General features: G+C 64.0%; 12 protein-coding genes. 5 read left to right on the top strand and 7 right to left on the bottom strand.

Annotation, left to right across the window (positions count from 1 at the left end; all coding sequences use genetic code 11):
- Positions 1 to 261 precede the first annotated feature (261 nt).
- Positions 262 to 2,391 (bottom strand): FUSC family protein, encoded by a 2,130-nt coding sequence (locus tag AWB68_RS37870; RefSeq protein ID WP_235028725.1) that lies wholly within the window; start codon positions 2,389 to 2,391, stop codon positions 262 to 264.
- A gap of 254 nt (positions 2,392 to 2,645) precedes the next feature.
- On the opposite strand from AWB68_RS37870, the gene AWB68_RS37865 reads away from it, so the two are divergent.
- Entirely contained in the window at positions 2,646 to 3,176 is a 531-nt protein-coding gene (locus tag AWB68_RS37865; RefSeq protein WP_200828902.1) for a DinB family protein, read from the top strand.
- Positions 3,177 to 3,268: 92 nt separating this feature from the next.
- Positions 3,269 to 3,739 carry a hypothetical protein gene (locus AWB68_RS37860; RefSeq protein ID WP_087649342.1) on the top strand — a complete coding sequence of 157 codons (471 nt, stop codon included), beginning with the start codon at positions 3,269 to 3,271 and terminating at the stop codon, positions 3,737 to 3,739.
- A gap of 4 nt (positions 3,740 to 3,743) precedes the next feature.
- Here the strand turns inward: AWB68_RS37860 and AWB68_RS37855 are convergent, their stop codons facing one another.
- Positions 3,744 to 5,072: an MFS transporter gene (locus AWB68_RS37855; protein ID WP_087649341.1), complete on the bottom strand. Its 1,329-nt coding sequence runs from the start codon at positions 5,070 to 5,072 to the stop codon at positions 3,744 to 3,746.
- A 111-nt stretch (positions 5,073 to 5,183) separates the two neighbouring features.
- A complete protein-coding gene (locus tag AWB68_RS37850; RefSeq protein ID WP_087649340.1) occupies positions 5,184 to 6,143 on the bottom strand; it encodes an MBL fold metallo-hydrolase in 960 nt (319 codons plus the stop codon).
- A 263-nt stretch (positions 6,144 to 6,406) separates the two neighbouring features.
- Between AWB68_RS37850 and AWB68_RS37845 the strand changes: the two genes are divergently transcribed.
- Together AWB68_RS37845 and AWB68_RS37840 are read left to right on the top strand one after the other, a co-directional pair.
- Positions 6,407 to 7,123 carry an IclR family transcriptional regulator gene (locus AWB68_RS37845; protein WP_235028724.1) on the top strand — a complete coding sequence of 239 codons (717 nt, stop codon included), beginning with the start codon at positions 6,407 to 6,409 and terminating at the stop codon, positions 7,121 to 7,123.
- A 4-nt stretch (positions 7,124 to 7,127) separates the two neighbouring features.
- Positions 7,128 to 7,943, top strand: coding sequence for an IclR family transcriptional regulator (locus tag AWB68_RS37840; protein WP_087649338.1), 816 nt, complete (start codon positions 7,128 to 7,130; stop codon positions 7,941 to 7,943).
- Positions 7,944 to 8,107: 164 nt separating this feature from the next.
- Here the strand turns inward: AWB68_RS37840 and AWB68_RS37835 are convergent, their stop codons facing one another.
- The 4 genes from AWB68_RS37835 to glgC all read right to left on the bottom strand — a co-directional run bounded on the left by AWB68_RS37835 (position 8,108) and on the right by glgC (position 12,466).
- A complete protein-coding gene (locus tag AWB68_RS37835; protein ID WP_087649337.1) occupies positions 8,108 to 8,521 on the bottom strand; it encodes a DUF4279 domain-containing protein in 414 nt (137 codons plus the stop codon).
- A gap of 12 nt (positions 8,522 to 8,533) precedes the next feature.
- A complete protein-coding gene (locus tag AWB68_RS50070) occupies positions 8,534 to 9,478 on the bottom strand; it encodes a hypothetical protein (protein WP_235028723.1) in 945 nt (314 codons plus the stop codon).
- A 198-nt stretch (positions 9,479 to 9,676) separates the two neighbouring features.
- Complete coding sequence (glgA, locus tag AWB68_RS37825) at positions 9,677 to 11,143, bottom strand: glycogen synthase GlgA (RefSeq protein ID WP_087649336.1); 1,467 nt, start codon at positions 11,141 to 11,143, stop codon at positions 9,677 to 9,679.
- A gap of 54 nt (positions 11,144 to 11,197) precedes the next feature.
- Positions 11,198 to 12,466 carry a glucose-1-phosphate adenylyltransferase gene (glgC, locus tag AWB68_RS37820; RefSeq protein WP_087649335.1) on the bottom strand — a complete coding sequence of 423 codons (1,269 nt, stop codon included), beginning with the start codon at positions 12,464 to 12,466 and terminating at the stop codon, positions 11,198 to 11,200.
- Between the two features lie 550 nt (positions 12,467 to 13,016).
- On the opposite strand from glgC, the gene pdxY reads away from it, so the two are divergent.
- Entirely contained in the window at positions 13,017 to 13,898 is an 882-nt protein-coding gene (pdxY, locus tag AWB68_RS37815) for a pyridoxal kinase PdxY (protein ID WP_087649334.1), read from the top strand.
- Positions 13,899 to 14,604: the final 706 nt, after the last annotated feature.

Raw genomic sequence — 14,604 nt, 5'->3', positions numbered from 1 at the left:
GGCGGGACTCACTTTCTTTGCTGCTGCAAAGAAAGTAAGCAAAGAAAGCAGCTTTCCACCGCCAATCCTTGCCATGCGCCGCTAGACCGTTCCTTCGGAGTGGTCCAACCGGGGGAGTGTCGTTAGCGGGGTTTCCTCGTTGTTGGCATGTAGAAAAGGTACGGGCGTCGCACCGCTATACGAAGTGGACCAGCAGTCATTCATCCAGCCTCGCGCTTCGCGCTCACCCGTCAGGTAGTACGGAAACCTATCGCTACATCGCTACGCTTGTCCTTCATGCTTCACATAACGCTCGCTCGCGCCCTGCTCCAGCAAGCCCGACAGCACCATCACCTGATTGACCACGTCCGCTTCCAGCCGCGTGAGGCGCGTCGTCGGAAACGTGCGCAATGCCGCGGCGTCTTCGTTCGCGCTCAGTCGCATGTCGAGCGCGTGCGCGACCGCCCTCACCCACGCCACCAGCCGCTCGTTGGTCGTCGACGCGTCGCCAGTGAGCCTCGCGCGCGTGGCCGTTCCTGCCACTCGCCGCAATAGCGCTAGCGCCGTCGAGCCGAGCTTTTCGGTCGCGGAGGTGTTGATCCGTTCGAGCCGCAGCCGCGCGAGCGTTTCCTCCGCGTTGTTGCTCGCGAGACCCGCCGCGCGTCGCAGACGGTCGATTTCGGCGTCGTCCGTGCGAGCCCGCGCGAGCGCCGCCGCGAGGTACGCCAGGTTCGCGCCGATCGCGGCTGCAAGCCGGTCGTCGAACCTGGCAGGCTCGCGGCTCGGCCACAGCAGGAACGTCGCCGACAGCGCGATCACACAGCCGAGCACGTTGTTGCCGAGCCGCGTCGCCGCGACGACGAATTCGGAACCGCCGTTCGATGCGAAGTCGGCGACCAGCACGAAGGTCGGCGTCATGAACAGCACGAAGAGCGCATAACTCACAGGCCGCAACGCCATCGTCGCGCAGACGAGCGGAAAGACGAACAGCGAGATCGCGAGCGGCGAGTGGACCAGCAATCCAAGCGCCGCCGCAAGCAGCGCGCCGACGACGCTTCCCGCCGCGCGCTCGACGCTGCGCGGCCAGCTCGTCGCGATCGACGGCTGGAGGATCAGGAGCGTCGCCATCGTCGCCCAATAACCAAAGGGGACATGGAGCGCGCGGACAATGAGGAACGCAAGCGTGGTCGCGACGCCGACGCGCGCCGCATGCCGCATCCCGATCGATTCAATCGACGCATTTTCCCTGAGCGTCTCACGGGCGCGTTGCAGCACGTTGAGGAGCGCCGCGCGCCAGTGCTTGAGCGGTGCCTCCGCCGCTTCCACCTCGGCGGGCTCCGTGCAAAAGTCGAGTGAGGTCCGCTCGCCGATGGCCGCGTCGAGCCGCTTGCCGAGCGTGTGCAGGCGGTCATGCAAGGCCGTCGACGGCGCGCGCGTCTCGCCGGTCACGAGCGAGCCGATCCGCTGCAGCGTGGCCGCGAAACCCTTCAATGCGCGTGCGGCGCGACGCCGGTTCGGCAGCGTGTCGCGGCCTCGTTCGCTTGCGTCGCTCACCGCGATCAGGTAGCCGAAAATCTGCTCGCTGTTCGCAAACGCGATGAGCAGGTCGCTGTAGCTGCGGCGCCGGTCCGTCCTGGCCGGAGGCATCTTGCCGAGCGCGGCGCGCGCCGCCTCCACCGTGCTGCGCGCCTGGCCTCTGAACGTGGCGGCGTGAGACGCCCATTGCGCGGCGTCCACGCTATCGCTTTCGAGCAGGCGGGCGCAGTCGCGCGCCATGTCCGCGAGCCGCAGATACACCGCGCGAAGCGCCGCGCGGCTCGGGCCGAACGGATGGATGCGCCATACGGTGAAGCTGAGCAGCGTCGCGAACGCGCAGCCGATGAAATAGAGCAGCAGGAAGCGCAATTCTCCGAGGCCACCGTGAATCGGCCGGTCGACCATGACGACGCACGCCGTCGCCACGAGGATCGCCACTTGCGACGCCGCCGCGCCCCAGATGCGGCCGGACGCGCCGAGCGTCGAGAAGACCAGCACCGCCGCGGTCGCCGGCATGGCGCCGAGGCCGGATGCATACGCGGTCAGGCCGCCGCAGAGCGTCGAGAGCAGCGTGAACGCCGACATCGATGCGAAGCGCATGCGGTTCGAGCCGGCGGCATCGGCGAGGCACGTCCAGAACGCGCCGATCGCGGCGTACGAGAATTCCGGTTGGTGCAGCCAGTTGCCGAGCAGCAGCATCGACGTGGACGCGCATGCGGCCCGCAGCCCTTCGGACAGGTTCGCTTCCGCGAAAGCCAGCGACACCATCCACGACGGACGCCGCCGCGCGAGCGCCGCAAGCAACGCGGACCATGCCCTGGCGTGTCGGCCGGTCATGGCCGTCGACCAGACGCGGAAGTCGTCCAAACGGCGCATGAGTGTCGGCTCCCGGAAGCGCGCGGACGGCGCTTCAGGCGAGCGCACCGCAGGACTCGCGACGGATTTTTCGCGAACTTGACTCGCAATTATGAACGGCGCAATTTTGTGCTGCAATGCAACGCAATTCGGGTAGCGCGCTTATCGAAAAACACGTTCCATGGAAGCGCAAAACACAGCGAACGACGTAAGCCCCGCCAGCGACCGTCCCCACGCATTACCATCGGAGGCAAGCACCCACACGGAGACCCGCCGTGCACGACTTGCTCAAAAACCATTTCGACATGTTTGCCCGCTACAACGCCTGGGCGAACACGCGGCTTTACGAAGCAGCACGCTCACTGCCGGACGGCGACTACCGCGCGGACCGCGGCGCGTTCTTCAAGTCGATGCACGGCACGCTGAATCATCTGCTCGCCACCGACCGCATCTGGATGCAGCGGTTCACCGGCACCGGCGACGCCCCCACGCAACTCGACGCGATCCTCTTCGATCGCTTCGACGACCTCGCGCTCGCCCGCCAGCAGGAAGACGCGCGCATCGTCCGCTATATCACCGCGCTCGACGGCGCTGCGCTGGGCGGCACGATCAGCTATCGGCGCGTCTCGACGCCGGACGTGTTCGTCCAGCCGCTCGCACCGGCGCTCGCGCACTGGTTCAATCATCAGACGCATCATCGCGGGCAAGCCCACGCGATCCTCACCGGCCTCACCGGACGCGCGCCCGAGCTCGACCTGCTGTTTTACCAGCGACTGGCGGAAAAAGGGACTCGCGTGACCGGGTAAACCAAACGTGATTTCCGGCGATCGGTAGTGATACCTTACGAAATGCAAGAGCGAAGGCACATCAACCGATCGCAAAACCACGGAGCATCGCGATGATCTTCCACGCATCCATTCCCGCCCGCCATCCGGAACATGTCGCGGGCGTCCTCGCCGAACTCTGGGGCGGCTTCGTCGCGCCGTTCCCCGCCTTCCCCGATTCGTGGATGGCGGTCGCGGGAGACGAGCGCGGCACGATCATCGAGGTGTATCCGAGCGACCGCGTCCTCCATCCGGGCGACGGCGACGCCGACTTCCAGCCCGGCGACGCGCCCCCGGCCCGCTACAGCGCGTTCCACATGGCCGTCGCGACGAAGCTGTCGGCGGAGGAAGTGATCGCGATCGGCGCGCGCGAGGGATGGCGCGCGATTCGCTGCACGCGGGGCGATCACTTCTTCGACGTGATCGAACTGTGGATCGACAACACCACGCTGATCGAATGCCTGACGGCCGAGATGCAGGCCGATTACCTGGCGTTCGCCACTCCGGCAAATTTTCGCGCGATGGCGGGCGCCGGTCCGGCCTGATCGATCACGCGCGCCCGGCAGGCTCTTTCGCGACGCCGAGCATCAGCGCAAGTCCGCTCAGCAACAGGAGCCCTGCGAGCAGATAGACGGCAAGGTCCATGCTGCCGGTCGTCGTGCGGATCTGGCCGATGACCCACGGACTCACGATCCCGCTGGTAATCCCGATGCTGCTGATGAACGCGATGCCGGCCGCGGCCGTCTTGCCCGTCAGGTAGCTCGGCGGCACCGACCAGAAGATCGGCAGCGCGGCGAAGATCAGCACGCAGGCGAGCGAGAGAATCGCGAGCATCGCGGGGAAACTCGGCAAGTGCAGCGTGAGCGCCGCGAGCGCGATGCCGCCGCCGATCGTGCAGAACGCGAAGTGCTTGCGGCGCTCCTTCACGCGATCCGAACGGCGCGCGATCAGGATCAGGCCGACCGCGCCGATCGCATTCGGCACCACCGTGTAGAGGCTCACCGAAACCACGTCCTTGATGCCGAAATCGCGGATCATCAGCGGCATCCAGAAACTCAGCGTAAGCGACGCGCACGTCAGCGAAAAGTAGATGAACGCGAACAGGTAGACGCGCGGATTGCGGAGCGAGGCGAGGAAGCCGCGCGTATCGTGCGCATTCGATGCAGCGTGGCTGTCGGCGCACAGCGTTTCCAGACGATCGCGTTCGCGCGTCGTGAGCCACTTCGCGTGACGCGGCGAATCGACGAGATAGCCGAGCGCGACGAACGCGAGCAGCACCGCGGGCGCGCCTTCGATCGCGAACATCCACTGCCAGCCGAAGAGGCCGAGCACGCCGCCCATGTCGCGCATGATCCAGCCGGAGAAGAGTCCACCGAACACGCCCGCCACCGCGACGCCCGCAAAGAACACCGACAGCGCCGCCGCGCGCCGGCTCGCGGGAAACCAGTAAGTCAGGTAGAGCACGATGCCGGGGAAGAAGCCCGCCTCGAACACGCCGAGCATGAAACGCAGCAGGTAAAAGTGCCCCGGTGTCGAGACGAACATCATGCCGACCGACGCCAGTCCCCACAGGAGCATGATCCGCGTGAAGGTGCGGCGCGCGCCGTACTTCGCGAGCAGCAGGTTGCTCGGCACCTCGAACATCACGTAGCCGATATAGAAGACGGCCGCGCCGAGGCCGTACATCGCGTCGCTGAAACCGAGGTCGTGCTTCATTTGCAGCTGCGCGAAGCCGATGTTGATGCGGTCGAGAAACGACACCACGTAGCAAAGAAACAAGAACGGGATGATGCGCCACGCGACCTTGCGGAACAGCAGGTCGTCGTCATCCGCGGCGGCGGTCACGGGGACCGCCGCCGTACTGATCGGCTTCGACATGTCTCACTCCAGGAACAGGATGGGATCGGCGTCTTTTCGCGCCGTGCTTGAATTGAAGACGGACGGCGAGCGGCGGGCGCCGCTCGCTTTTGATTGGATCAAACGCGGGAATCAGTCCTGCAACGCGGTCCACATTTCCTTGTCGCGTTGCGCGGTCCAGATGCGCGGATGCGTGATGCCGCTCGCTTCATCGAAGGCGCGCGAGACGTCGAACGGCAGGCAGTGCTCGTAGATGAAGACGTGGCCGAACTTCGGGTCCATCGTCTTGCGCGTATGTTCCATCGCGCGCTTCAGGTCGAGCTTTTCCTCGACGGCCTCGCGGCCCGCCTGGAGCAGCGTCGTGACGAAGTCCTTGGTGTAGTCGATGCCCTTGTTCACGTCGGCGGGCGACAGCAGCGCCGGGCCGCGTCCGGGCACGAGTTTCTCGGCGTCAAGCGCGCGCAGGGCTTCGAGTGTGGCGGGCCATTGTTCGAGTTGCGCGTCGCCGCAATAGCAGGCCGCGTCGTATTCGACGAGATCGCCCGAAAACAGCACCTTCTGCGACGGCAGCCACACGACCGTGTCGCCCTTCGTGTGACCCGAGCCGAGATGCGCGATCTTCACTTCGAGCTTGCCGAGCCACAGCGTGATTTCCTTCTCGAACACGAGCGTCGGCCACGTCAGGCCCGGCACCGTCTCGACACCGGCGAACAGGCGCGGAAAACGCTCGATCTCCGACTTCATGTCCTGCTCGCCGCGCTCGACGATCATTTCATACGTGCCGCGGCTCGCGATCACCTGCTCTGCGCCTTCCGCGAAATACGCCGACGCGCCCAGCACGCGCACCGCGTGGTAATGCGAGAGGACGACGTACTTAATCGGCTTGTCGGTGACGCTGCGGATCTTCGCGATCAGGTCCTGCGCCATCGCGGGCGTCGCGGTGGTGTCGACGATCAGCACGCCGTCGTCGCCGATGATCACGCCTGAGTTCGGATCGCCTTCCGCCGTGTAGGCGTACGCGTTTTCCGAAAGCTGCGTGAAGGTGATCTTCTTTTCTTCCAGGTCAGCCTGGGATGCGAATGCCTTTGCCATGTGTGTCTCCGTTGCGACGACTGTGGGGATGCGTCATGGTCGCCTCGCCCCGGATATTTGTCAACAGCAAGTATGATTGTTATATGCAAACACCGGGTAAACGCCGGGTCAGCGGCGGGGTTGGTGGTTTCCAGCGCGTGTCGGCTACCATCTCCCTTTCTCAGACTCTTGCCAATACCGGGACTTTCTTGGTTCAGCGATCGACAAACGGCGCGCCGCCGGACGCGCCAGAAAAAAAGCAACGCGGGATTCAGAGCGTCGAAGTGGGCGGAAGGCTGCTCGATGCGCTGGCGCGCCATCGCACGCCGCTCGCGCTCGGCGTCCTCGCCGACGCCGCGCAATTGCCGTCGGCGCAGGCGCATACGTATCTCGTCAGCCTGACGCGGCTCGGGCTCGTCAAGCGCGACGCACTCACCGGCAACTACGAGCCGGGTCCGCTGGCGCTTCGGCTCGGCCTGCTGCACCTCGAACAGCAAAGTGCTTACCGCGTGGCCGTGCCGCATGTCGCGGCGCTCGCCGAGTCGACGGGATTCAGCGTCGCGGTGTGTGTCGGCGGTCCGCAGGGGCCGACCATCGTGCGCTACGAACGCGGCGGCTTCCCGCTGCATGTGAACCTGCACGTCGGCACGGTGATGTCGCTGTCGGGCACCGCCACTGGACGCGTTTTTCGTGCGTTCCACGATGCCGCGCAAGTCGCCGCGATGCTCGCGAACCAGCATGACGCTGCCCGTCCCGACGCGGATTTCGATGCAGATTTCAACGCGCATCTCGCCGAGATCCGCGCGCGCGGCATCGAGCGCGGCATCGATGCGCCGAGCCCCGGCATCAGCAGCATGAGCGTGCCGGTTTTCGATGCAGGCAAGCGCATGCAACTGGCGCTGACGGTGATCGGGCCGTCGGGGTCGATCGATGTCGCGTGGGACGGCCCCGTCGCGCGCGCGTTGTTTGCGACGGCAGGCGACATCGCCAAACTTCTCTGAGCTCATGACCTTTCCCGCACCCGACGACGACACCAAGCCGCAGCGCGGCATCAACGCCCTCGACAACACCGGCGAGCTGCTACTTGCGCTCGTGGGCGCGGGTCGGCCGCTTTCGTTGCGCGATCTCGCCGCAGCCGCCGGCATGCCGGCCGCGAAGGCGTTTCCGCATCTGGTGAGCCTCGTGAAGATCGGGCTGCTGAACCGCGACGCCGCCGGCCTGTTCGAAGCGGGTCCGCTGAGCCTTGAACTTGGGCTGATCGCGCTGCAGCGGCTCTCGCCCATCCGCGATGCCGAGCCGGAAATCGCCGCCCTCGCCGCCGAGACCGGAATGAGCGTCGCGGCGGCGGCGCTCGGGCCGCTCGGGCCGACCGTCGTGCGGCTGGAGGAATCGGCGCGGCCGCAGCATGTGAGCTTGCGGATCGGCACGGTGATGTCGCTCGTCAACACGGCGATCGGGCGCGTGTTCGCGGCGCATCTCGCGGGGGATGTGCTTTCGCGCTTGTTGCAGCAGGATGGTATCCGGCTTGCCGGGGAGGTGTTCGAGGCAGGTATGCCCGATGACGGATATCGGGCGCGACTCGCATCGATCAGGGACGACGGATTCGACTCCGCGCTCGGCACGCCCGTGCCGGGTATTCACACGCTTGCGGCGCCGGTGTTCGATCACACGGGGAATGTGTGTCTCGTGGTTGCGGTGATCGGATCGTCCGGAGGGTTCGACAGCGATCCTCGGGGCACGCTTGCGCAACGGCTGCTTGCCGCGACGCGGCGGCTTTCGTGGCGGTTTGGGTTTGTAACCGACGGATTTATTAAAAATTGAGGCGTGAGTCAACCGCGCCAAGCAGCATTGCGTCGCCGCGAACCGACATTATCGACAGTTGGCGACGTCCAATCAGCGGCCACGTGCAGAAAGCTTGTCGAGCAAGTAATCGCAAGAGACCTGATGGACGCCGCGCCGACGAGCCGCTGCAGCGGTGCCTTGCTCTATTTGTATTCGTCGATCTCGATTACGCCACCGAGGGATTCCATCATCACCCTTATGTCGTCGGGCACGTCCGGTATACGGTCGCCGGTCTGGTTCACCCAAAAACAGAAGAAGCGTATCTTTGCCCCAGTTTGTTCTACAAGCGCGCGAAGGCCGGGGCGTGGAAGCCCAAGCCGCTTGATCAGAAACCTCAGATGCGGTTCGAGCAGGTCGCTGTGAATCGCTGATTCGCTGTCGACGCCCCACACACCTAACCGCCTTTGCACGAAGCCTTTTCCTGATGGCCCCTTGATCGGCGCACCCTTGACAAGTGCAATGTCAGGTTCCACATCAAAATAGGATGTCCAGAAGTCGGGCGAAACTTGCTCGCCCGTAATCGTCAGGCTTGCGTGCGCGAGAGCATTATTGGTCATGGTTCAAACGTGTTAATCGGTGTAGTCGTGAAAATTGTCGAGGTAGATATCCTTGTGGTAGACGTCGCCGTTGTCGTGCCATTCAAGATCATCTGCTGCGCCGATACCGAGTTGCTTCTTGAACCTGTGAACCATATCCCGGAATTCCTGACTGCTATATCCCAGCATTTTCGCTGCGAATTTCGGATTATTCGTGCTCGCGGCCAGATCTTCCGTTTCGCCGCCTATCGCCGCTTCGCTGTATTCGAACGGCTGCGCATCGTCGAGCCGGGGCGAAGCGTCACCTTCTCCAGCGTCGCCGGACGTGCCGTCTTTGAGCGTGTCAGTGTCGTCGTTCGTATCGGCGTCTTGCCCCCAGGTCGAAAGATCGGGCAGACCGTATTTGCTGATCCAGCCCGCGCGAGCGAACGTGGGCAACATACCTAGAGGATCGATCAGAACCGCAGCGTGCATGAACTTCTGGTTGATGCTGTCGTTCATCGCCTCGATTTCGGACCAGGGCGTTTCGTTCGCCTGCAGTTCCGCGATCTGCGCCGGATACCGTTCCTGTACGCTCGCGTAGCGTGGCGGATCGTAGTTTTCGACGCCCCAGAACGACGACGATGCGGGTTTCTTCGGCGGCCACGCGGCATCGCCTGCGCTGAACACCGGCTTCTCCGGAATCACGACAACGCTCCCGCCGCGCACCATGTCCATCAGCGTCTGCACAACGTCCAAATCGGCGCCGACTTTGGCAAGCCGTTGATGCCAGTGGAAATTCTCGCCGAGGAAGGCACGCACGCGCTTGACCAACTCCGCATCCTTGGCCCACGCATCGGCATAGGCCGACGCCGTGAATTTCTTGCCCGCTTCGACCGCTTCTTTTCGCTTCTCTTCGGGTTCGAACGTCATGTATCGCTCGCCGCTTCGATACAGCATGTAGCGACGCCACGAATCCGCTTTCAGCTCAATCGCCATTCACCTTCCGTCCGATAACCTTGCGATTTTCGATTTTATCGGATTCCAAATCGGACTAATGAGCTTCGAATCCAAAATTGAACAATGTCAATTCGCGGCGACCCAATGCAGGTCCAGTTGGGTCGATCCGCATTTGCGGGCCGTCGAACGTCAAATTTGACCATCTTGAAAGGGCCTCCGGCAGGTAGCGCCCTCCCATCACTCCCCGACCAACCCCCGATAAACCTCCGCATACTCCAGCGCCGCCGCCTCCCAACCAAAGTTCTGCGTCATCGCGCGGCGCACCACCGCCTTCCAGTCCGCCCGGCGCCCCTTCAGCGCAAAAGCCCGCCGGATCGCGGCAACAATGCTCGACCGCTCGAACGCATCAAAGACGAAACCCGTCGCAAGATCGTCCGCGAGATTTTCCAGCGACGAATCCACGACCGTATCCGCCAGCCCGCCCACCCGGTGCACGAGCGGCAGCGAGCCATAAGCGAGCGCATATAACTGCGTGAGCCCGCAAGGCTCGAAGCGCGACGGCACCATCACGATGTCGCTGCCCGCGATGATCGAATGCGACAGCGTCTCGTCGAAACCCAGTTCCACCGCCACCGCGCCCGGATGTGCCGCCGCCGCGTTCTTCATGCCGGTTTCGAGTGCCGGGTCGCCCGTGCCGAGGACCGCGAGCTGCCCGCCGCGCTGCACGATGTCCGGTATCGCGGACAGCAGCAGGTCCAGCCCCTTCTGCTCCGTCAGACGGCTCACGACGCCAAACAGCAACGCGTCCTCGTTGCGCTCGAGCCCCAGCCGCTCCTGCAGCGCCGCCTTGCACTTCGCCTTGCCGCCGGGCTTCGCTGCCGTGTAGCGCGTGTCGATCGTCGTGTCGGTCGACGGATTCCACACCGAGTAATCGACGCCGTTCAGGATGCCGCTGATATCGTGCGAACGCGTCTGGAGCAGGCCGTGCAAGCCCGCGCCGTGGTGCGGCGTCTGGATCTCGCGCGCGTAGGTCGGGCTGACGGTGGTGATGCGCTCGGCGAAGTACAGCCCCGCCTTCAGAAACGACACATGCCCGTAGAACTCGACGCCATCGACCGCGTAGAAATCGTGCGGCAGTTGCAGCACGCCGAAATGCGCAGCCGGAAAGACACCCTGGTAGGCAAGGTTGTGCACCGTCATCACCGACGGCACGCGCCGGGTGCCGCTCGATCGCTCGAACGCGCGCAGATACGCGGGCGCGAGGCCCGCGTGCCAGTCGTGAACGTGCAGGATGTGCGGCTTCCAGTCCGGGTCCGCGCCCGTCGCGACGCGCGCCGCCGCCCAGCCCAGCAGGGCGAAGCGGCGGTCGCTGTCGGCGTACGGATGATGCGAGGCGTCGAGGTACGGATTGCCCGGGCGGTCGTAGAACGTATCGGCCCGCACGACGTACACCACCACGCCGTTCGGCTCCAGCACGCCGCGCTCGAGCCGCACCTCGCCTGCGCCGAACGCGTGGCCGAGGTCGGCGACCGGCTTGATGCCGGACAAGCCCGCGAGCACCGCCGGAAACGCCGGCAGGATCACGCGCGCGTCCGTGCCCAATTGCGATTGAGCGGGCGGCAGCGCGCCCACGACATCGGCGAGTCCGCCGGTTTTCAACAGCGGATACATCTCAGCTGCGACATGCAGCACGCAAACGGTCATCGGCGCTCCCGTCGATTGCTTTTTATTGATCGTGTGCGGACCTTGCCGCTGTCTTTACCCAAGCCGTCGCAGCGCCTCCTGCGTGACGAGCGTGATGCCGGTCTCGGTGCGGAAGAAGCGCCGGGCGTCGTCCTCGGGATCCTCGCCGATCACGAGCCCTTCGGGCACAGTGCAGCCGCGGTCGACCACGACCCGCGTCAGGCGGCAATTCGGTCCGACCGTCACCTGCGGCAACAATACTGCCTCATCGATGTTACAGAACGAATGCACCCGCACCGCCGACGAAAGCACCGATTTCGACACGTGCGAGCCGGAAATCACGCAGCCGCCGCACACGAGCAGGTTCGTGATCTCGCCCTGCTGTCCGTTCAGGTCGCGCACGAACTTGGCGGGCGGAAGCTGCTCCTGGTTGGTCCAGATCGGCCACTTGCGGTCGTAGAGGTCGAGTTCCGGAATCGTCGAGGCGAGGTCGAGGTTCGCGGCCCAGTAGGCATCCACGGTGCCGACGTCGCGCCAATAGGCGGGCGCGTTTGGATCGGTTTCCGACGTCACGCACGACATGCCGAACGGATGTGCGATCGCGCGGCCGCTCGTCACGACGCGCGGGATGATGTCCTTGCCGAAGTCGTGATCGGTATTCGACGCCGCGATGTTCTCTTCGAGTAGCTGGAACAGGTACTTCGCGTTAAACACGTAGATGCCCATGCTCGCGAGCGCGATGTCGGGCTTGCCGGGCATCGCGGGCGGATCGGCGGGTTTTTCCAGGAAAGCCGTGACGCGGCGATCCGCGTCCACGTGCATCACGCCGAACGCGACCGCCTCCATGCGCGGCACCTCGATGCAGCCGACCGTGCAGTCCGCGCCGCTCTCGACGTGATCGAGCACCATGCGCGTGTAATCCATCTTGTAGATGTGGTCGCCCGCCAGCACGACGACGAACTCCGGCGCGATCGAACGGATGATGTCGAGGTTCTGGAACACAGCGTCGGCGGTGCCGCGATACCAGCTCGAATCGACGCGCTGTTGCGCCGGCCAGATATCGATGAACTCGTTGAACTCGCCGCGCAGGAAGCCCCAGCCGCGCTGGAGGTGGCGCAATAGCGAATGCGCCTTGTACTGCGTCACGACGGCAATGCGGCGGATACCGGAATTCAGGCAGTTGGACAGCGCGAAGTCGATGATCCTGTATTTGCCGCCAAAGTGGACGGCGGGTTTCACGCGTTTGTCGGTGAGCGGCCCGAGCCGGGTGCCGCGCCCGCCGGCGAGAACAATAGCGAGTGTGGACTTCTGCAAATCGGTGCGATTCTTTGCCAGCGTCTCCATTCCAGCCTCCTGATTTGGCTTTCGGTTATTGATGTTCGTCCGTCTTTTGATCGCCCGCTAATGTCGTATGTGTTGTATGAAGGTTGGCACGCCCCGCAGGCGCGCGTCCGAGCATTATCCGGCGCGTAGCCGAAATAGTGTGCCGGCAATATTCGATTTTTTCGCGCGGCGAAACTGCCGCGCGTTTGCGTCTTCCGGGCCGCGAGGTCGCCGCGCAATGCTCAATCGATCAGGCGTGCGAGCAATTGTCATGCCGTCGGAGACCAGGTGTTGCAAAGGCGCGACCATTTGCGCACCACGGAAGCGCACTACAGCCCCAATCACGCTTAGTTTGCAATTAATCGCTAGCAGGGAATGCCGCAGTGCGTCGAGGCACGGCACAATAGGCCTGAAGCGTCGGGCTGGCCTGGTTTCCCTTTCCGCCTCTCGCGCTTCCCTTGAATCACATACCTGAATCGCCTGCTTAAAGCCGCTCGCGCCTCGCGGCGTGAGCGTTTTAATCGACCGAATCCCGTTTTGGCAGGGCGCCGTCCACGTCCCGGAAGAGATCATGAACAACGTCCTCAGTATCCAGTCGCATGTAGTTTTCGGGCACGCCGGCAACAGCGCGGCGGTCTTCCCGATGCGCCGACTCGGCGTGAACGTCTGGCCGCTCAACACGGTGCAATTCTCCAATCACACGCAGTACGGCCGCTGGACCGGCAGCGTGTTCGACGCCGACGAGCTTCAGAACGTGATCGATGGAATCGGGGCGATCGGCATGCTCGCGCGCTGCAACGCGGTGCTGTCGGGCTTTCTCGGCGCGATCGAGCAGGCGCGCGCGGTGATCGAGATCGTGAAGACGATCAAGGCCGTGAATCCGCGGGCGCTTTTTTTCTGCGACCCGGTCATGGGCGCAACGGGCGGTTGCACCGTCGAACCCGCCATCCTGGACTTCCTCGTCACCACGATGCCGGAATTCGCCGACGCGATGATGCCCAATCACGTCGAACTGGAAAAACTCGTCGGACGGACGATCGAGACGGTCGAGGATGCGGTGGACGCGTGCCGGGAGGTGATCGGGCGCGGGCCGCGCTTCGTGCTCGTGAAGCATCTGATCGACCGCAACAGCCGCGCCGATACGTTCAACATGCTGGTGGTCAGCGCGACAGAGGCGTGGTTCGCGCAGCGGCCCCTGTATCCGTTCGCGCGGCAGCCGGTGGGCGTCGGCGATTTGACGAGCGCGGTTTTCGTGGCGCGCACGCTGCTTGGCGATTCGTTGCGCAATGCGCTGGAGCACACGCTTGCGGCGGTGAATGCGGTGGTCAGGGCAACGTATGACGCCGGCCGGTATGAACTAGAGATCGTCGCTTCGCAAGACGAAATCGCACGGCCGACGGATCGGTTTCCCGCGATTCGCGTGAGCGGCAACGACAGCGCGAGACGAGCCTGAGAGGTCTGACCGCTGGCGCTTGGGTTGGGGTTGGGTTGGGTTGGGGTGGGGTGGGTTCGTGTTTACACCGTTTGATGCGCTTGGGCTTCTGTAGAACTTGTTTTGATTTTGGTTTATTTGCTCTGCCCCTGTCCGGGGCGGGACTCACTTTCTTTGCTGCTGCAAAGAAAGTAAGCAAAGAAAGCAGCTTCACAACGCCAGTTCTTGCCAGTCGCCGCCAGACCGTTCCCTCGGAGTGGTCCAACCGGGGGAGTGTCGTTAGCGGGGTTTCATCGTTGTTGGCATGTAGACGAGGCGCGCACGTCGCACCGCTGTACGGAGTGGAACAGCAGTCATGCATCCGTCCTGGCACTTCGTGCCCGACGACAGGTCTGCTAGCGGTGGTGAATTGAAGCAGGCAGCAAGCACGAACGTAGGATGTAGATTCAGCGATGGGTTTTAGTTTTGCCTCACGGGTGAGCGCGAAGCGCGAGGCTGGATGAATGACTGCTGGTCCACTTCGTATAGCGGTGCGATGCCCGGGCCTCTTCTACATGCCAACAACGGGGAAACCCCGCTAACGACACTCCCCCGGTTGGACCACTCAGACATAACGGTCTGGCGGCAACTGGCAAGCATTGACGGTGGGAAGCGGCGAATTCAACCGGTCGACGCAACACCTCTGTTCCAATGTGGGATTAGAGGTTGAGCGCGAATGAAACGACAG

This window comes from Caballeronia choica, assembly GCF_001544535.1.
Taxonomy (GTDB): Bacteria; Pseudomonadota; Gammaproteobacteria; order Burkholderiales; family Burkholderiaceae; genus Caballeronia; species Caballeronia choica.
This window is presented reverse-complemented; position numbering and strand designations above follow the sequence as displayed.

Excerpts from the sequence above, each read along its gene's own strand:
- pdxY (WP_087649334.1), top strand. The coding sequence starts at position 13,017 with ATGAACAACGTCCTCAGTATCCAGTCGCATGTAGTTTTCGGGCACGCC.
- glgC (WP_087649335.1), bottom strand. The coding sequence starts at position 12,466 with ATGGAGACGCTGGCAAAGAATCGCACCGATTTGCAGAAGTCCACACTC.
- AWB68_RS37840 (WP_087649338.1), top strand. The coding sequence starts at position 7,128 with ATGACCTTTCCCGCACCCGACGACGACACCAAGCCGCAGCGCGGCATC.
- AWB68_RS37860 (WP_087649342.1), top strand. The coding sequence starts at position 3,269 with ATGATCTTCCACGCATCCATTCCCGCCCGCCATCCGGAACATGTCGCG.
- AWB68_RS50070 (WP_235028723.1), bottom strand. The coding sequence starts at position 9,478 with ATGGCGATTGAGCTGAAAGCGGATTCGTGGCGTCGCTACATGCTGTAT.
- AWB68_RS37850 (WP_087649340.1), bottom strand. The coding sequence starts at position 6,143 with ATGGCAAAGGCATTCGCATCCCAGGCTGACCTGGAAGAAAAGAAGATC.
- glgA (WP_087649336.1), bottom strand. The coding sequence starts at position 11,143 with ATGACCGTTTGCGTGCTGCATGTCGCAGCTGAGATGTATCCGCTGTTG.
- AWB68_RS37855 (WP_087649341.1), bottom strand. The coding sequence starts at position 5,072 with ATGTCGAAGCCGATCAGTACGGCGGCGGTCCCCGTGACCGCCGCCGCG.
- AWB68_RS37870 (WP_235028725.1), bottom strand. The coding sequence starts at position 2,391 with ATGCGCCGTTTGGACGACTTCCGCGTCTGGTCGACGGCCATGACCGGC.
- AWB68_RS37835 (WP_087649337.1), bottom strand. The coding sequence starts at position 8,521 with ATGACCAATAATGCTCTCGCGCACGCAAGCCTGACGATTACGGGCGAG.